Source organism: Achromobacter aegrifaciens, assembly GCF_902859965.1.
Classification (GTDB): domain Bacteria; phylum Pseudomonadota; class Gammaproteobacteria; order Burkholderiales; family Burkholderiaceae_B; genus Achromobacter; species Achromobacter aegrifaciens.
On sequence record NZ_CADIKO010000004.1, the window covers coordinates 548778 to 568082 of the forward strand.

Here is a 19305-nt window from a genome sequence, read left to right on the forward strand (position 1 = left end):
CCACCTTAGAAAGTCATCCTGAAACCCGCGGTAGCGGTGACGACATGGCTGCCGGAGAAATCCGAGTCCGCGTCGACCTGGCCGTAGATCGCATAGCGTTCCCCCCAGCCGTAATTCACGCCCGCCCCCACGCTGCCCCAGGTTCGAGCCATGCGACTGGCGACCTGCGTGTCGGCCACGCGTACACGCGTTCCGTCCAGGAATTCATGTTTCACGTTGACGACGCCATAGACGCTGGACTCGCGCTTTACACCGGCCGTTTGCCAATTGCTCTTGTAATCCAGCGCAATGCCAAGGCGGCCCAGCAGGCTGTCGCCCTTGTCGCTTTCGACGCGCGCGCCGAATCTGTCGTTGAAGCGGTCGAAGCGGGTCGATACGTATGTCAGCTGCGCCTGCGGAATCAGGGCGAACCCCTCGCTCAGACCGAACGCCTTGCCTGCCTCGATACCCAGCCCATAGCTCTGGGCCTTCTGGCCGCCTTTCAGTTTTCCTGCCAGCCGTGAATTGAGGTCGCTGTCGAACCAGGTCGCCTGAGCCTGGGCATCGATATAGACGCCATTCTTGCCATACCAGGTCAAAGTTGGCGTCAGGCCATAGGCAGTGGTGTCGATGGTGCCGTCGCCATACACCGACGACACACGCGTGTCGGCCTTGCCGTAGTAAAAGGCCAGGCCGCCCACCAGACGGGAGCCCTCTTCCTGGCCCGCCAGGATACGGTCAACGCCGAATTGCGCTTTCCAGCTATCGATGTCCTGGCGCGCGCCCGTAGTCGACGCCGCGGGATCGAGCCGGCCCGTCGAGCCCTCCACGCGGCTCCATACGCCGTTGCGGCCGGCGTCCGCCGGATCATAGAGGCGATTGCCGACCCGCTGGCGCAGGGTAGGCAGCTGGCTCAGGTGTAGCAGCGTATTGGCATAGGCCTCATAGACCGGCACGCCGGGCTGATAGAGCAAGGGCGGCTCGGCGCCCGGCGTACCGCCGCCGGGCGAGGGTGTGCCAGGATCGGTCGGCGTAGTGCCCGGGTCCGTCGGGGTAGTGCCTGGATCCGTCGGGGTAGTGCCTGGATCCGTCGGGGTAGTGCCGGGATCCGTGGGAGTGGTGCCGGGATTGGTCAGGGACGACCGCAAGTACCAGCCGCCGTCGGCCGAATCCTGTTGCAGCACATAGCCATAGGCGCCGGCCACCAAGGCCGGACGCCCCCCGATGACGTAGTCGCCGTTGGCCAGATCGAATCTTCCCGCCGACAGGCCATGGACCTGTACCACCTGGATGCCCCGTTGGGTCTGCGCGCCGGCGCCTCCCATGTTCTTCACCGTGACCGGTGTCGTGCCAGCGCTGTCGCCCGTGATCACCAGCTTGTCCGTCGGCGAATCATCGGCGCCAAGCTGCGTGCGAATTTCCAGATTGCCGCCCTGCGCCGCATAGTCGCCCGCGATCGAGAGGGTGCCGAAGCCACTGCGCGGACCCGGTGCGATCGTGCCCTGGTTGACCGTTGCGCCTACGCGTCCCGTGCCGGTCAGCCGTGCTGCCACAAGCACATTCACCGGGCCGCCCAGGACGCCATCCACCTGCAGCGTCCCAGCTTGAATGTCAGTGGTTCCCGTGAACGCCGCGCTATTGCCTGACAGAGTCAGCGTACCGGCGCCCTGCTTGTTCAAGCGCGACGTCCCCGAGAACGCGGTAGAAACGCCCACGTCGTGGCCGTTCGTATCAAACCAGGCGCCACCGCTGCCCACGGCCTGCGTGGCGAAACCGTTCAGGAAATTACCCTCGTCACGATTGGCCCGCAGGATGCCGCCGTCCAGGTTGAACGTGGCGTTGCCCGCGCCCTTGATGACCGAGCCGGTCTCAAGCACGCCGCGGCCGCTGGCATCGCCGGTCAGGTTGAGCGTGCCGGTGGAAGTGCCGGCAGGGGCAAGCCACGTGTTGCGGGCGGCGACCGCAACCCCGCCCTTGGTTATGGTCAGCGTGCCCGTGCCTTCCGAACCGATTTCGATGCGGTCGCTGGCGGTGAGCGTGGAGATATCGGCCGTCGCGCTCGATACGGTCACCGTGCCGACGCTGCCCGCGCTCTTGCCGATGTAAACCGCTGCCGCGGCGCCTGGCCCGCCCGAGCCGACGGTGCTGACGCTGGCGCCATCCAGGACGCGCAAGTCGCCAGTTCCTTCGAAACCCACGTATATATTGTTCAGCGGGTCCCAGACCGCCTTCGGGCCCGATACCGTGACGCTCCCCTCGCCGCCGGCGTTCCAGCCGATGATCGCCTGGCCGCTGTGCACGACGCCGTTGTCGATCTGCAGCGTGCCCTTGCCGCCCGTGCCGATCTCGAACGCGCCGATGGTGTTGAGATTCCAGGTGGACCCCGCCCCGGAAACAAGAACGTTCCCGACGCTGCCATTGTCGACGCCGATTCTGGCCGAGTCGCTATGCGCCACGCCGCCGTCCAGGATACTCAGCGTGCCGATGCTGCCGGCCTCGCCCCCGATCAGCACCGGGCTGGCGCTGGTCCAGGTGGACGCCGTGCCATTGCCGTCGCGGCCCTTCACCGTCACGGCGCCTGGAGCGCCATTAAAAATTCCAACGTTGGCCCAGTCATTTTCTACGGAACCGCCCGCATCGATGACCAGCTCCCCGGCCAGGGTATCTCCGACCGTCAGATCGCCCCCGACATTCCAATGCGGCGTCTGGACGGGCCCCGGCAAGACCTGGCCAGTGACGGAGACCGATTGGGCATTTGCGGGACTGGCGAAGTTCGCCGCGTAGACAACGAGGGCAGCCGACTTCAGCCATCCCGTGCGCGAGCAATTCCTGGCGACCATGAACAATCCTTTCTGAGTAGACGAGATCTCCTGTCGGTACGGCATGCAACCTGGCTTTCTTAATAGGTATTTTCACCAAAAGCGCGGGATTGCATACGCGGGTTGGAGCTCGCCCTCAGAACGCCCAGCGCACACGCACCTGCGCCGATTGGTCGCGGTTGCCTCCTCCGAATTCGCCGTTGTAGCCCAGCGCCAGGGCGGCGCGATTGCTCAGGTCCACCTCGGCCTCCAGGCCGACTACCGCCGCGTTGCGCGCCAGCGGCACGCCAGCCACAGTGAAGTCCTGCCCGCCTTCGAAAGCCATGGTGGACTGGGTGGCCAAGTCGCCAAACGCATGACGCCAGCCCAGCGTGGCGCGCAGACGCCCGTCCCTGCCGCCTGCCGCGAAGTCGCTATGGGCGCGCACGCCCAGCGTCGTGCTGGCCAGGTCGTCGCTGCTATTGTTGCCGCGCAGGGCCGCAAAGCCGCCGCTTTCCTGGAAACCGCGCGTACGTTGCTGGCCCAGGCTGACGCCGGCGAAGGGCTCGATGCCTGCCTTGTCGTCCTGGCCCATGGCGTAGCCCACTTCGGCAAACACCTGCGTGGTGCTGGCGTGATAGTCGGCCTTGAGGGTCTGGCTCAAGGACGTCACCTGGCGTTGCGACGCGATGTCGTGCCAGGTGTAAGCCAGGCCGCCCATGACGTTCAGGCGGCCCGCCCCCAGGCCAAAGGATTTGCCGCCATAGATGGCGGCGCTGTAGCTGTCCACCGTGGCCTTGGAGCTGCGGTCGGACACCTGGCCATCGGCGCGCGTGTAGCCCAACGATCCGCCCAACCGCCAGCCGCTGGCAGCCACTTCGGCGTCGCCCCCCAAGAACAGGCCGCCGGTGTTTTGTTTCCAGCTGGCGGCATTGCCGTCGCCCGCGTAGTTTTGCCAATGTCCGACGACCTCGGCCCACATGGGCAAGGCGTTGGACGCTGGCCAGGCGGATGCCGCAATCGTGCCGCCGGACTGCGCGGTCGGAGCGCCAGGGCGCAGCGTGGCAGTGAGATTGCCGTGCAGGTGATTGAGCGCACTGGCGCCGAACATGGCGGCGCCGGCGCGCATGCTGCCTTTGGCCGTGGCGTGGCTTTCGCCGGACAGGCTGTCGAACACGGCCTGGGGCGTTCCCGCAGGCAGCGTTTCAACGTAGCGGTACAGGGCGCTTGCAGGCGCCAGGCTCTCCGCCCCGTTGGCCACGGCGGCCTGATTGCGGGTCTCGGCCAGATCGGCAAAGGTCATGCTGCCAAAGCTGCCGTTGGATTTGCGCCGCAACTGCAGCGTCACGTCGGTGCTGGTGTAGTTCAGCGTCGGGGCCAGGTAGGCGTAGTCCGAAGCCACGGTATCGAATCGGCCGATCAGGCTGTTCGCCGACAGGATGGAGTAGGTTTTGGCGACCTCGAAACTGCCCGGCGCACCCATATGAACCACGCCTCCGGCCAGCGTAGCCGTGCCTGCCACCTGGGTCAGCGTGCTGGCGCTGCTGTCGGGGTCGGCCCGCACCTCGTAGGTAGAGCCCGCCTGCAGTTCCAGATCGCCCTGTACGCGCAACGTCCCATAGGGCGTTGCCGCATCGGGGCTCAGGCCCGCTGCCAAGGCTCCGCCGCTCTGGATGATGGTCTTCGCGCCAGAGGATCCTACCGAGCCCGTGCCCGCCAGCTTGCCGCCGCCGGCTACGGTGAGCGCGCCGCCCAGGTTGCCGTCCACGACCAGATAGCTCTGCTGCACGGTCGTGCTGCCGGCAAAGCCGCTGCTGTCGCCTGTCAACGTCAGCGTGCCCGCGCCGGTCTTGGTCAAGCTGCCGTTGCCAAGCAGGGTTTGGCCCATGCTGGCATCCAGCGTCTGGCGCAGCTCCAGGGCGGCATTGTTGGTGATGACGCCGCTGCCCAGGTTGGCCGCCGATGCCACCAGGCGGCCGGCGCTGATGAACGTGGCGCCCGTGGAGGTGTTGGCGCCCGTCAGGGTCAGAGTGCCTGCGCCCGTCTTGCTCAGGCTGCCGCTGCCGCTGAAGGCTTGCGCCATGCTGGCATCCACGGCCTGGTTCAGTTCCAGCGCCGCATTGTTGATGATGGCGCCGCTGCCCAGGCTGGCCGCCGATGCCACCAGGCGGCCGGCGTTGATGAGCGTGGCGCCGGTGTATGTGTTGGCCCCCGTCAAAGTCAGCGTGCCGGCGCCGGTCTTGCTCAGGCTGCCGCCGCCGCTGATGGCCTGGGCCAGCGCGCCGTCCGCGGCCTGGTTCAGTTCCAGCGCCGCATTGTTGATGATGGCGCCGCTGCCCAGGCTGTGCGAAGACGCAATGAGGCGTCCTGCATTGATGAGGGTGACGCCGCTGGAGGTGTTGGCTCCGGTCAGGCTCAGTGTGCCCGCTCCGGTTTTGGTCAGGCTGCCGCCGCCGCTGATGGCTTGGCTCAGCGTGGCGTCCGCGGCCTGGTTCAACTCCAGCGCGGCGTTGTTGACGATGGCGCCGCTGCCCAGGCTGGCGGCGGAGGCCTCCAGCCGGCCTGCGTTGATGGTGGTGCCGCCGGTCGACGCGTTCGCGCCCGTAAGAATCAACGTGGCATCGCCCGTCTTGATCAGGCTGCCGCTACCGCTGATGGTTTGGGCCAGGATGGCATCGCTGGCCTGGTTCAGCTCCAGCGCCGCATTGTTGATGATGGCGCCGCTGCCGATGCTGGTCGCCGACGCCACCAGACGCCCGGCGTTGATGGTTGTGCCGCCGGTGGCGCTGTTCGGCCCAGTCAAGGTCAGCGTCGCGTTTCCTTGCTTGATGAGGTCGCCATTGCCGCTGATTGCGCCGCTCAGGAGCAGATCGTGGCTGCCGTCCACCGTCAACGCCTGATCGAGCTGCATGCGGTTGCCCACCGTCATGCTGCTGGCGGTATCCAGATGGGCAGCGCCGGTGACGTGGAGCGCACCGCTCCCCATGGCCGTTTGTTGTCCCAGTTTCAAGGTGCCGGCATTGAGCACCGTGTTCCCCGCATACTGGTTGTTGCCGTTGAGTTCGAGCGTACCGCTGCCCAGTTTGACCAGTCCCCCTGAACCGGCAATATCGCCGTTCAGCGCAAGGTTGTTGCTTCCCGCCAGGGTCAGATCCGCATTCAGCGTGATAGCGTTGGACAGCGCGATAGCAGCGCTGCTATCCAACGCAGCCGCCCCTACGACTTGCAGGCTGCCGCCGCCCAGCGCGCCGCCATTGCCCAGCAACAGTTTGCCTCCCGCCAGGCGGGTGCCGCCGGTGTAGCTGTTGTTGCCATTGAGCGCCAAGGTGCCTGCGTCCAGCTTGGCCAGCGTGGCGTTGCCGCTCAGGTCGACATTCAGCGTGGCCGTCTTGCCGGCGTCTACGCGGATGGCGGCATAGCCGGCGGATCCGTCCACCAGTTCCAGCTTCCCGGCCGCTCCCGCCGTCAGCAGATAGCCGTCACTGGTGAACTGCATCCCGGTGGTGCGCTGGGTTCCTTCCACGGTAACCGTGCCGGGGCTGCCCGCGAACACCGCAAAGCTGTCATTCCATCCCGCGTTGAACCCGCCGCTGGCGATGGTCCAGTTGGTGTTGCTGCTATTCCATACACCGCTGCCGCCCTCGACGTTACCGTTTCCGGCAGGCTCGCTGCCGTCCCAGAAGCGGACGTTGGACGTTCCCCCCACCACCAGATTGACCTGACTGGCAACGCTGGTCTGTACTTCCAGGTCGTTGGCGCGTACGCCTGAGGGCAGTGTCCCGAACGCAAGTCCGCGATCGGTCAGCGTGCCGACGTAGTCGAACAGGCGATACACGCCGATCCCGAAGCCACCGGTGTCGATGATGTTGAGCTTGCCATCCAAACTCAGGTTGCCAGCGACCTTGGCCAAGGCTGGCGCATTGGGCGAGGCGACGCCCAAGGCCGCGTCGATCTGGGAGTCGCCATTGAGCGCCAGCGCCCCCAGACTCAATGTGGCGCCGCTGACCAGCCCCAGGCGGCCGCCATCGGCAATGCTGACGGCTCCGGTCAGCGTGCCCGAGCCCGTCAGCGTGGCGCCGCTGGCCACGGCAACGCTGCCAGATCCCAGCGTGCCGTCCACGCGCAGCGTACCCGCATCCACCGTCGTGGCGCCGGCCAGGATGCTATTGCCGCTGAGAACCAAGGAGCCGTTTCCGGTCTTGTTCAGGCCGCCGTTGCCGTTCAGCGCGCCGCTGAAGCTGCCAGCCTGCACATTGAAGGATCCGGCCCGGAGGTCCACGCTGCCCGCGCCATTGAGTTGCCCCGCGCTGCCGCCCTGGTTCAACTGCAGGGTGGCGCCGGACGCGACGTTGACCTGGCTTGGGCTGCCCAGGCCACTGGCGGCGCTGCCGATCAAGCGGCCGGCATCGATGTTGTAGACGCCGCCAAAGGTATTCACGCCGCTCAGGGTCAGCGTGCTGGCCCCGGACTTAGTCAAGCCGCCGTTGCCGCTGAGCGTGCCCGTCAGCGCCAGGCCCTGGGTGCCGGCGAAGGTCAGCGAACCGCTGATGTCTACCGCGTTGGCCAGCGTCACGAAAGCGGTGCTGTCCAGCCTCGCAGTGCCAGCCACGTCCAGACGGCCGCTGCCCAGCGCCTTGTCATGGCCCAGAGCCAGGGTGCCGGCGTTGAGCGTGGTGACGCCGCTGCGGCTCAGGTTGCTGCCGCCAAGGATCAGCGTGCCGTTGCCGTTCTTGATCAGATCGCCGCCGCTCCTCATCTCGCCCGTCAGGGCCAGGCTATTGGCGCCATCCACGGTCAATGCCGCGCCCAGGTGCACCTCGTTGGCCACGGTGATGCTGTTGGCAGCCTGCAAGGTAGAGGCCGAATTCACGTTCAGAAGCGTGTTTCCCAGCGATGTGTCCTGCCCCAGGCGCAGGCCGCCGCCGTTCAGGGTAGTCTGGCCGTCCAGCGCATTGGAGCCTGTCAGGCTTAGCGTACTGTTGCCCTGCTTGACCAGGTCGCCGGTGCCAGACAACGTGCCAGAGAGGGTCAAGTCTCGATCGCCGACGAGGGCCACGGTCCCGCTGACCCACACATTGGTGCCGACATTCATGCCCGCCACGCCCGCCTCGATCGACGTGCCATTGATGGCGTTGAGGATCCCCGTACCGAGCGCCAACGGATTGCCGATGACCAGCCTCCCGCCGGTCAGATTGAGGTTGCCGAGCATGTTGTTGACGCCGTTGAGCGTCAGGGTGCCGCTGCCCGCTTTGATCAGGCCGCCGACACCACTGACGTTTCCGTTCAGGGTCAGATTGGTTCCCACACCCGTCTGCACCGTGGACACGCCATTGAGCACCTGGCTGTTGGCCAGTGCGACATCGATGATATCGGTCGCCAAGGTCGTGCCGCTCCCCAGCGCCACGCTGCCTGTGCCCAATGCCCGGTCGTGGCGCACGACCACGGTGCCGGCGCTGAGCGCAGTGCCTCCCGTCCAGCTGTTGTTTCCGCTCAAGATCAAGGAACCCGCGCCTGTCTTGGTGAGCTTGCCGGCGCCTTGGATTGGCGCGCCGATCAGCGCGCTGACGTCGGTATCTGTGATTACCTGCGCGATGCCGTTTGAGCCGTTTATAAGGTTCAGCGCACCGGACGCGTCAAGCTGGCCGACGATGTAGCCGTCGGTTTTGAACTGCATGGCGCGGACATCCTGGGCGCCGTTCACCATTACCAGGCCGTTCTGCCCCAGGAACACCGCGTTGGTGCCTTTCCAGATGCCGTTGTCATTGCCGGAAGACTTGGTCCAGTTGCTGTTGACGCTATTCCATATCCCGCTGCCGCCCTCCACGACGCCGTTGGCGACAGTATTGCCGCCATCCCAATACTGCGTGCCGAGGGTAGGCGAATTGATGACGAGGGTCAGCGTCTTGCCTGCGATGTCGAAGACCCGCCCCACATCGACGGTGCTCAGATCGCTGGGCGTACTGGCGGCAACGAGGTTGGTGCCGGTCAGGCTACCGGTGTAATTGAACAGACGGTAGTTGCCATTGGCCAGGTTGCCCGCGTCGATGATGTTGAAGGTGCTGCTGGTGATCGACAAGTTGCCCTGGATGTTGACCATCGGCGTAAGGCTCGGCGCGCCCAAGGCGAGATCGAGTGTGGCGCCGTTGCTCAGAGTCAAGGAACCCGTGGTCAGGGTATTGCCGCTGCTCAGGGCGAGGCGGCCGCCGCCGGCGACGGTCACGGCGCCGCTCAGGGCGCCGCTGCCGCCAAGCGTGCCGCCGCTGCGGACGTTGACCATGCCGCTGGCCAGGCTTGCGCCGGCAGCGAGGTCCAGGCGTCCGCCGTCTATCGTGGTGAAACCGCTGAAGGTGTTGATGCCGCCCAGGGTCAGCTTGCCGCTGCCCGTCTTGGTGAGGGTGGCGCCCGCAGAGCCGGAGATCGCGCCATTGAGGGTGATGGCGTTGGAACCCGTCACGGTCAGGCCATTGGTCCCCGCAGGCACGTTCAATGCCAGGGAGATGGGATTGTTCACGGTCAGCTGGCTGGCCGAGCTGCGCAGGGTCCCCCCCGCGGCCGTAATTACGCCGCTGCCAGCGAAACCGCCGTTGTCCACCACCAACTCGCCGCCCGTCAGGCTGGTGCTGGTGGCCGCGCCGCTCAACAGCGCGCCGTTGACGGCCCAGGTCCCGCCTTCGACTTGCAGGTTGCTGAAGTTGGTGTACACCGACGAGAAAATCGCACCGCTCCCGGCGGCGCTCGAATCAAACCCGTTGCGCAGGGTCAGCGTGTTGTTGCCATTGGCGCCGCCATCGACGATGCCGACCGGCGCGAATGCCAGGTTGACGCCCAGATTGTTGCCCAGGACGCCGCTGGAGCCGCTGCCCGAGACGCTGCTGCCGGTGACCGCGATGAACTGGTTGGTACTGCCCGCCCCCAGCGACACGCTGCCATATATCGTGCCGCTATTGGTGACGACATTGCCCTGGCCTGACGTTTCGAACGCAACCCGGCCATGGATGGTGGCGCGATTATTCAGGTGGACCCGGCCGCCGCCATAGACGGCGATCACCGGCCTGACATCGGCAGCCTCGATGGCGCCGCTTAGCGCCCTGGAGCCGATGGTGCCATTGTTGTCGATGGCGGTCAGCCCGCCGCCGGCATTTTTCACCTCGATCGCCATGCCGTCGAACGTGGACAGGCTCGGCGGCAAATTGCCTGACGCGCCGTATATGGCGGCGCCGCTGCTGTTGGTGATGGTCAGGTTGGATGCGACGCCTCCCTCCATTTTCAGCGCCGTGGTGGACTGGTTGAAAGTGCCCCCGCCCGTCGGGTCGAAGACGCCGCTGTTGTTCACCGTAATCCCGCGGCCGAGCAGGTGCATCGAGGGCAGGCCGATGACGCTGGAACTGACCGTAGCACCGTTCTGAATATCAAAGAGGAGGTCGTTGCCGGTGACGAAGTAGTCCTGGACCGTGCCGCTACAGGTGAGCGTAGTGCCGTCCGCAGGCGCCACAGGCGTACAGGCGGCGTAGGCCGCGCTGTTGCCAAGCGCGGCGGCCAGCAGCGTGGTCGCGGCGGTCAGCGTGGGCAAGCCGGCCCGGCGCGCGCGCCGCGGGCGTTGGCGGCCTTTGCCCGGGCCTCCAGCGATTTCGCTGACAGCCTGCCACACGCCTACGGCTGCGTTGAACACCACGCGGTAAATTCGGTTCATGGCACCTCCCAGGGGTGCATGGCCCTGGTCTACGAGTGAGATTGCAAGGATTGGAAGGGCCGTTCCGCCCGTCGTGACGCCGCATTGGACGCGGCTGGAGCCAACGTCGCTTTTGTATGCAAATTTTTACAGATCCGCACAATAAGCGATAAGCGGTAACACTGCAACGCTGGATTCTTGCGTGGCCAACATCGCGCGCCGTACCCGATCGGAAAAGATGCCAGCTAGAACAGCACGCCGTCCTGCGGCGACAACGGCGGCGGCAAATTCTTGTCGCCCAGCAATTCCCCGACGTTGATCTCGATGCCGCGGCACAAGGCATCCAGGGGCAGGTTGTTGGGCAGGCGGTCGAAGGGTTCCTCGATCTGTTCGCCCAAGGCGTCCAGCCCGAAGAACGTGTAGGACAGCACGCCTACCATGAACGGCGTCACCCAGCCTATGCTGCCAACCAGACAGAACGGCAGCAGCAGGCAATAGATGTAGACGGTCCGGTGCAGCAGCAGGATGTAGGCAAAGGGAATCGGCGTGCTGCGTATCCGCTCGCAGCCGCCGCCTATGTATGACAGGCGCGTGATCTGGGCATCGATGTCCGCGAGCAGGATGCTGTCCAGCCGCCCTTCCCGCCGCAACTGGGCATAGGCTTGGCTCAAGTCGCCCAGAAGCACACTGGGCGGATTCTCCGCCTGCATGATGCGGGTCGCAGTAGCGGCGGGCAGCCAGGGCTGCAGGTCTTCCTTGGGATCGCTCTGCCTCAGCATGTGCCGCAAGGCATGGGCATAGGCGATGAGGCCGTGCGCCAGTTCACGCTGGCGCACGGCGGGCAGGCCGTCGGGAAGGCTCAGCGTCTGCCGCGTCAGGTTGCGGATGACGATGAGCAGCTCGCCCCAGAGCTTGCGCGCCTCCCACCAGCGTTCGTAGGCCACGCTGTTGCGGAACCCCAGGAAGATGGCCAGGGTCAGTCCGACCAGCGTCAACGGCACCGCGCCCAGCCCCACCCCGCTCAAGGGCAGCCGATGCTCCGCCAGCACCACGGCGGTGGCCAGCAGCATCATGGCGACGACGCGCTTCCAGATGATGGAAACAATCGATCCCTTCAACGTGAACAGCAGCAGCCAGGGAGAGCGGGATGCGGGGCGGACGATCATGACGGCTTACGCTTGGGCGCCTCCCTGCGCGGCTTTGCGGATGCGCACCGGTATCGACTTGTAGGAAGGCGTGCCGCATTCCTTATCGATATAGTCCAGCGGAACCAGGACATTGGCCTCGGGATAGTAGGCCGCGACCGAGCCCCGCGCGATGCTGTATTCAATCGCGGTGATGCCTGCCAGCCGCAGCGTCCGATTCCGCGACACGGTTTCTATGTCCACCAGATCACCGTGTTCCAGGCCCTGCGCGGCCAGGTCTTCCGGATTCATGAAAAGCACGTCGCGGCGGCCGAAGACGCCGCGGTAGCGGTCGTCCAATCCGTAGATCGTGGTGTTGTACTGGTCGTGGCTGCGTATGGTCACCAGCCGCAGCACCTCGTCCGGCCAGGGTTCATAACGCTCGCGCACGCCGGGGAATACCGAGAACATGGCCTTGCCGGTGGGCGTGTTCCACTTGCGCTCGGTCGGCGGCAAGGGCATGCGAAAGCCGCCGGGCACGCGGATGCGTGCGTTGTAGTCGTCGAAACCCGGAACCGTGCGCTCGATCAGGTCGCGGATGCGATCGTAGTTTTGCACCAGCCCCAGCCAGTCGACCTTGCTGTGGGGCAAGGTCGACCGGGCCATGGCGGCGACGATGGCCGGTTCCGAGCGCAGCTCGGCGGACGCCGGCTTGAGCTTGCCCGCCGAGGCGTGGACCATGGACATCGAGTCCTCCACCGTCACCGATTGTGGGCCGTCGGCCTGGACGTCGAGTTCGGTGCGTCCCAGCACCGGCAGCAGGAAGGTCTCGCGCCCCACCAGCAGATGCGAGCGGTTGAGCTTGGTACCCAGATGCACGCTGAGCGTCAGTTCCTTCATGGCCGCGAAACAGAGTTCGGGATCGGGCAGGGCCACGGCGAAGTTCCCGCCCAGGCAGATGAGCGCTCGGGCGGTGCCGTCGACCATCGCTTCCATGGCCTGCACCGCGTCATGGCCATGGCCCTGCGGCGGCGTGAAGCCGAACTCCGCTTCCAGCTTTGCCAGGAACTCCGGGCTGGGCTTTTCCGTGATGCCGACCGTGCGGTTGCCCTGCACGTTGGAATGGCCGCGCAGGGGGCAGATGCCGGCGCCGGGCTTGCCGAAGTTGCCGCGCATGAGCAGCAGGTCGGCGATCAGCTTGACATTGGCCGTGCCCGTGTTGTGCTGGGTGATCCCCATGCCGTAGGTGACGATGGTGGCGTTGGACTTGGCGTAGGCCTCGGCCACATGCTCCAGGTCGGCGCGCTGCAGGCCGCTTTCGGTTTCGATGTCGGCCCAGGAGGTTGCCTCCAGGTCCGCGGCCAGCGCGTCAAAGCCCAGCGTGTGTTCCGCGATGAACTGGCGATCCAGGACGTTCCCGCGCTGCGCTTCGAGCGCCAGCAGCGCCTTCATGATGCCCTTGAGCGCGGCTGCGTCGCCACCCGCCCGGACCTGATAGTAGGTCGAGGCGATATTGGTCGAGCTGAAGGTCGCCATTTCCACGATGCTCTGCGGATCGGCGAAGCGTTCCAAAGCGCGTTCGCGCAAGGGGTTGAAGACGATGATGGGAACCTTGCGGCGCGCCAATTCGTGCAGCGTGCCCATCATGCGCGGATGATTGGTGCCAGGGTTATGGCCAATGGAAAGGATGAGCTCCGCATGGTCGAAGTCCTCCAGCGAGACCGTGCCCTTGCCTATGCCGATGGATTGCGGCAAGCCCACGCTGGTCGCCTCATGGCACATGTTCGAACAGTCGGGGAAATTATTGGTGCCGAATTCCCGCGCGAACAGCTGAAACAGATAGGCCGCCTCGTTGGAGGCCCGCCCCGAGGTATAGAACTCGGCCTGGTCAGGCGCGTCCAGGCTGCGCAGCGCCTCGCCGATGCGTTCGAACGCGGCATCCCACGATACGGGAACGAATTTGTCCGTGGCCGCGTCGTAGGCCATCGGGTGAGTCAGGCGGCCGAAGTCCTCCAGCTCGTAGTCCGACAGCGCCAGCAATGAAGACACCGTGTGCTGGGCGAAGAAATCCGGCGTCACGCGCTTGCTCGTCGCTTCCCAGGTAACCGCCTTGGCGCCGTTCTCGCAAAACTGGAACGTGGAGCGGTGCTCCTTGTCCGGCCACGCACAGCCTGGACAATCGAAACCCGCCGGCTGGTTGGTACGCAGCAGGACGACGGGGGCCTCCACCACTTCCATCTGTTGCCGCACGGCCTGGGCCGTGGCCTTCAATGCCCCCCAGCCGCCCGCCGGACCGTCATAGGGGCGGATGCCGGGTACTTCACGTCGTTGTTTCATGGCTGGTCTCCTTCAAGCGCCCAATTCCCGCCAGCATGCGGCAACGACAAGAAATGATCTAATTTTTCCTGTGAACCTTTTGATAATCCATGGTTATCAAGGTTTGGCCGCCAGCGAGTGGTTGAGGACGGCCTCCAGGTCCATTTGGCCGGCGATCTGCCAGGCGGCGTCCGATAAGGCAGGCGGCTTGTCGCGCCGCAGCCTGACCAGGCAGACGTCCTCGGCGTGTTCGGGAATGATGGGATGCGCCAGCAGCCCGGCCCCTTCATACTGGGCGGGCAAGGCGCTCAGGGGCATGATGGAGAAAGCCCGCCCGCTCTGGCATTCCGTCAGCAGCACACGGATGTCGTTGCTTTGCAGCACCACTCGCGGCTTGGCTTCCACGCTCTCGAAACATTTGTTCAAGGTCTGGCGGTTTTGCATGTCCGGGCTGAGCAGGCAGAGCGGAAGTTCGCCCACTTCCGACCAATCCAATTGGCGCGGCAAGGAGGCCTGCTCGTTCGCCACCAGCACGTAGCGCTCGGCGTACAGCGGCATCACGTCAAAGTCGGCGCTGTCGAGCACGGACCGCTCATAGAGGATGCCCAACTGGATTTCCTGGGCCTTCAGCCGGCGCAGGATTTCCGGAGTGCTGAGCGAGGTGACTTCCAGCGTCAGCTGGGGAAGGATCTCCCGATACTGGGCGCTGAGCAGCGTCGCCGCATGGTTGGCAGTGGGAATGGCGCCTATCGCCAGGTGGCCTTGCGGCACGCTGCGCACGAGATCGGCCTCCTGCCGCAGTCCCTCCAGCGAAGCCATCACCTGCCGCACCCATTGGATCACCCGCTCGCCTTCGGGCGTAATGCCTTCGAAGGTCCGGTTGCGCTTGACGATCGTGATTCCGAGTTCGCGCTCCAGTTCGCGGATGCCGTTGGACAGCGCGGGTTGCGAGACATGACAGCTTTCCGCCGCCCGTCCGAAATGCCGGTATTTGTCCAGGGCCAGGAGATAGGAGAGCTGACGGATAAACATGGACATCCCCGGATTTCATCGTCGACTTCACGGCTTATAGCGCAAGCGGTTCAGGTCCGCTTGCAAGCCATGCGGCCGATCTTACTCCCGGCGCTTGCTGGCGCGATGCGCCATGTAGCCGAAGACGCAGGCGGCGGCGATGCTTGCCACCCAGACCGCAAGATGCAGCGGCCGTGCCCAAGCCGACCTCAGGCTCTCGTCGAACGCCATCGCCAGCATATCGGCAGAAGCCACGGCCAGCCATAGCAGCGCCGCCGCCCGCCATTGCTCCGTCCACAAGCGGCGCTCGCCTCGCACCAAGGCATGCACGCCGCAAACCATCCATGCCAGAAAGAAAGCCGTCACCTCGCGTTCATGCAACCCCGCCGCATGTGGCCAGGCCAGGCGATTGGCCAGCAGGTACGCGGCGCAGGCGCACGTCGGGCCGCAGATCATCGCCACATTCAACCGGTGCGCAGCGCGGCCGAAGCGGGAGGCGGCCGCCGCCGGCCGCGCCGTGTACAGGACCAGTCCCGTCGCGATCATGGCGGCGCCTGACAGGGCCAGCAGGAAGTACAGCGCGCGCAGCAGCGGCGCGGCGTAGTAGCCATAGTGCAGCCCTCCGAGCGTCCGGATCAGTTGCAAGGATCCAGGATAGGCGGTTTGCGCATCGACGACCCGGCCCGTCGCCGCATCCAGGCTGACGCGGTCGGGAAAGGCCAGCAGGCGGTCATCGTACCGGCGCCAGACATCCGCAAGCGCGCCTTGAGTGCCAGGCTGCCTGACCGTGATCGCGGCGATCTTGCCCGCGCCCAGTTCCGCCTCGGCGCGCTGCGCCAGGGCGGCCAGCGGCAGCATTGCGCTCGCACCGCTGCGCGGCGAACTGGCCGGCGGCTGCGGAAACACGTCCGCCACCATCGCCGCCACGTCGCCGCCATAGCGGCTTTGCACGCCTGCGGGCAGATAGCCCAGCAACAGCGTGCTCAAGGCGGTGAGCAGGATCATGCAATGAAACGGCAGCGGCAGCACCGACAGGACGTTGTGCGCATCGAGCCACGCGCGGCCGGGCGAAGCACGCGGCCTGAACAGGAAGAAATCCGCGAAGAAGCGCCGGTGCACAATGACGCCGGAAACCAGCGCCGCCAGCAGCGCCAGGGTACAGGCGCCGACCACCCAGATGCCGGCCTGGCCAGCATGCAGGCTGTAGTGGAACTCGACCAGGAAGTCGCCGCCCTCGGTGTCACGCGGCACGATCTCGCGCCCGCTGGCCGGATCGAGCAGCACGGCGCCGCCGCCCTTTTCATCCTCCCATGACAGCCCCAGCAGGGAACGGCGCGCATCCGGCAGCTCGATGCGCCAGGAAGCCGCCGCCGCGGCATTGCGCGCCAGCCAGTCTTGCGCGCGCTCCAGGGTTGACGGCTGGTCCGCTCGACCAGCCGCGGAACTCTCCGGCTTCATCCAGAGGCTGATTTCAGGCGCGTAGACACTGAGCGCGCCCGTCAGGAACACTGCAAACGCCAGCCAGCCGAACAACAGGCCGACCCAAGTATGCAGCCAGGCCATGCGCTGGCGCAGGCTTCCTTCCGGATAGGCGTTCATGCCGCCGCTCCCCACGCCATGGCCCAGCAGCCCGCGCAGCCTGCGGCAATGATCAGCCACACGCGGCCCACGCTGCGGGCCGCGAAAGCCCATATCGCGAGGCCCACGTGCGCGGGAATGGCGGCCAGGGCCGGATAGAGGATGGCGTCGGCAGGCGGCAGCGGCAGTCGCGCCGCCGCTGCCACAGCGGCCCAAACCAGCGCATACGCGCCCAGTGTGGCCGCGCCCGCGCGCGCCGTCACGCCGCGCCAATTGCCGTGCGGCCTCACCATGCGTACCGCAGCGTGGCCAACACCAGCCGCCCGGCGCCGTAGGTGCACGACGTGGTGGTCACGCAAGTGCCCACATACGTGCGGTCGAACAGGTTGCTGGCGTTCAGCGACAGCGTCATGCCCCGCATCGCGGGCTGCATCCGGCCCAGGTCGTAGGACAGGGCGGCATCGACCAGCGTCACCGCCGGAATGCGCAAGGTGTTGGCCGCATCGCCCCAGTCGGCGCCGATGTAGCGCACGCCCGCTCCCAGTCCCAGACCCTGCAGCGGCCCCTCCTGCACCTTGTATGCCAGCCATGCCGCGGCCTGGTGCGCCGGCGCGTAGTACTGCTTCTTGCCCTGCCGCGACTGCGGCGCGCCATCGACGATGTCGACGTTGGAACTCTTGGTCACCACGGCGTCGACGTAGGAGTACGAGGCGATCACATCCCAGCCGCGCGCGAGGCTGGCCTTGCCTTCCAGTTCGATCCCGCGCGAGCGGACCTCGCCCGCCTGCAGCTGGAAGCCCGGCGGACGGCCCGGCGTGGTATCGCTGGTCAGCACGTTGGTTTGCGTCAATTGATAGGCCGACAGCGTCACCATGCTGTCGCTGCCCGGCGGCTGGTACTTCAATCCCGCCTCGATCTGCCGGCCCTTGGTCGGCTGGAAGGGGTTGCTCTCGTAGTCGGTGCCGCCCGTGGGCGCGAAGGACGTCGAGTACGCCACATAAGGCGCCAGGCCGCTTTCCAGCATGTAGGTCAGGCCCGCCCTGCCGGTAAAGGCCGAATCGTTCTGCGCGACCTTGCCGGACGTCAGCAGATTGCGGGTCGTGCTGCGCGCCATGTCGTAGCGGCCGCCCAGCGTCAGCAGCCAGTTGCCGTACGAGATCTGGTCCTGCGCGTAGACGCCGGACTGTTCGGTGCGCTGGCGCGAATCGATGCGGGGAATCAGGTCCGAGATGCCCGGCCGGGGCCGCCCATACACCGGATCGTAGAGGTCCAGCGGCGGCACGCCGGCGATGACGTTGGCGAACTGGTAGGTGTCGCGCATGTCCAGATAGTCGAAGCCAGCCAGGAACTCGTGCCCGACCTGGCCGGTGTTGAAGCGCGCGACGGCCTGGGTATCCACGTTCAGCGTCGCCCCGGTGCCCTTGCCCTGCGACATCGAACGCGACCAGGTGCGCATGTCCACCGGATTGAGCATGTAGCCCACGGTGGTGCGCGCCTCGCCCCGCATGTGGCTGTAGCGCAATTGCTGCCTGACGGTCCAGGTGTCGTTGAACTGGTGCGAAAACAGATAGCCCGCCGAGTACTGCTCCCGGTCATAGGTATCCCAGCCGGGTTCGCCGGTATAGCGGTCGCGGGGAATGCGGCCGTTGGGATTGGAGTAAAGCGTGCCTGCCGCCGGCAGATTGCCGTACATGGGCACCTGGTGGTCCTTTTGATAGAAGCCCAGCAAGGTCAGCGAGGTGGCCGCCGACGGCCGCCACGTCAATGCCGGAGCGACGAAGGTCCGGTCCTCTTCCGAGTAATGGGCGGACTGGGCCGCATCGCGCTGCAATGCGACCAGGCGATAGCTCCACTGTCCGTCCTGGTCCATCGGGCCGCTCAAATCGGCGGCAGCCTGGATCCGGCCATAGCTCCCGGTCTGCAACTCGATCTCGCGCTGGGGCGCCGGCGTCGGCAGCTTGCTGACCATATTGATGAGGCCGCCGGGCGTATTCTGGCCGTACAGCACCGAGGACGGCCCTTTCAGCACCTCCACCCGCTCCAGCCCGTAGGGCTCGATCTGCAGCATGCCGAAGCTGTATGCGCCAAATGGCAGCCGGGCGCCGTCCAGGTTGTTGCGCGCGGCGTGGCCACCGCGCAGGTAGATGTTGTCGTAGCGCAGATCGGCGCTGCCGCCCGGCGAATAGGCGCCCGGCGTGTAGGCCAGCGCCTCGACGATGCTGCGCGCGCCTCGCATCGTTATCTCGTCGCGCGTGACCACGTTCACCGTCTGCGGGATCTCCAGGATGGGCGTGTCGGTCTTGGTGCCGCTGGCGCTGCGCTGCGCCACGATGCCGGCTACGGGTCCGTAGGCCGACTCGTCCGTGCCCTCCACCCGCACCGCCGGCAGCACTGCCGCCGGCTCGTTGGGCACGCGCCTCAGCGTGTAGACATTGGCGCCATCGCGCCGCGCCGCCAACGGCGTGCCCGCCAGCAATTTGGCCAGCCCGGCCTCGACCGTCCATGCGCCTTGCAGCCCGGCCGTGCGCAAGCCTTCGGCCAGCGCCGGGTCGAACGAAAGATTGATGCGAGCCACCCCGGCGAAGGCCGACAGCGCCGGTCCCAGCGGGCCCGCCGGAATGTCGAACCGTGCCTGGACGGCTGCGCCGGACGTATTCGCAGCCGGCTGCGCGTGGATGGCCGGCGCCACTGCCACCAGTGCCGCGCAGAGCGCGCCAGCGGCGGCGCGGCGGTTCGTGCGGCAAGCTGGCCTGGCCGCGTTGTTCTTGCTTGAAAGCATGCTGATCCCGACGAAGTACGAGCGAAGGTGCTATATGGACTTGTCGGACGA

At 66.2% G+C, this 19305-nt stretch carries 8 protein-coding genes; all 8 read right to left on the reverse strand.

Annotated elements, in window-relative coordinates; genetic code table 11:
- Positions 1 to 5: 5 nt before the first annotated feature.
- A complete protein-coding gene (locus HV793_RS27220) occupies positions 6 to 2819 on the reverse strand; it encodes an autotransporter family protein (RefSeq protein WP_175214228.1) in 2814 nt (937 codons plus the stop codon).
- Between the two features lie 115 nt (positions 2820 to 2934).
- Positions 2935 to 10467: an autotransporter-associated beta strand repeat-containing protein gene (locus tag HV793_RS27225; protein WP_175214229.1), complete on the reverse strand. Its 7533-nt coding sequence runs from the start codon at positions 10465 to 10467 to the stop codon at positions 2935 to 2937.
- Between the two features lie 224 nt (positions 10468 to 10691).
- Positions 10692 to 11612 carry a bestrophin family protein gene (locus HV793_RS27230; protein ID WP_175214230.1) on the reverse strand — a complete coding sequence of 307 codons (921 nt, stop codon included), beginning with the start codon at positions 11610 to 11612 and terminating at the stop codon, positions 10692 to 10694.
- Positions 11613 to 11618: 6 nt separating this feature from the next.
- A complete protein-coding gene (locus tag HV793_RS27235; RefSeq protein ID WP_054451235.1) occupies positions 11619 to 13907 on the reverse strand; it encodes an FdhF/YdeP family oxidoreductase in 2289 nt (762 codons plus the stop codon).
- 96 nt (positions 13908 to 14003) lie between these two features.
- On the reverse strand, positions 14004 to 14924 hold the full coding sequence (locus tag HV793_RS27240; RefSeq protein ID WP_125471094.1) for a LysR family transcriptional regulator: 921 nt from the start codon (positions 14922 to 14924) through the stop codon (positions 14004 to 14006).
- A 75-nt stretch (positions 14925 to 14999) separates the two neighbouring features.
- Complete coding sequence (locus tag HV793_RS27245; RefSeq protein ID WP_175214231.1) at positions 15000 to 16496, reverse strand: PepSY-associated TM helix domain-containing protein; 1497 nt, start codon at positions 16494 to 16496, stop codon at positions 15000 to 15002.
- The gene (locus HV793_RS27250) at positions 16493 to 16768 is read right to left on the reverse strand and encodes a hypothetical protein (protein ID WP_054451232.1); all 276 of its coding nucleotides are present in this window, start codon (positions 16766 to 16768) and stop codon (positions 16493 to 16495) included. Before HV793_RS27250 ends, HV793_RS27245 begins: the two co-directional genes overlap by 4 nt.
- Entirely contained in the window at positions 16762 to 19254 is a 2493-nt protein-coding gene (locus tag HV793_RS27255) for a TonB-dependent siderophore receptor (RefSeq protein WP_175214232.1), read from the reverse strand. The genes HV793_RS27250 and HV793_RS27255 overlap by 7 nt, the downstream gene beginning before the upstream one ends.
- Between the last annotated feature and the right edge of the window lie 51 nt (positions 19255 to 19305).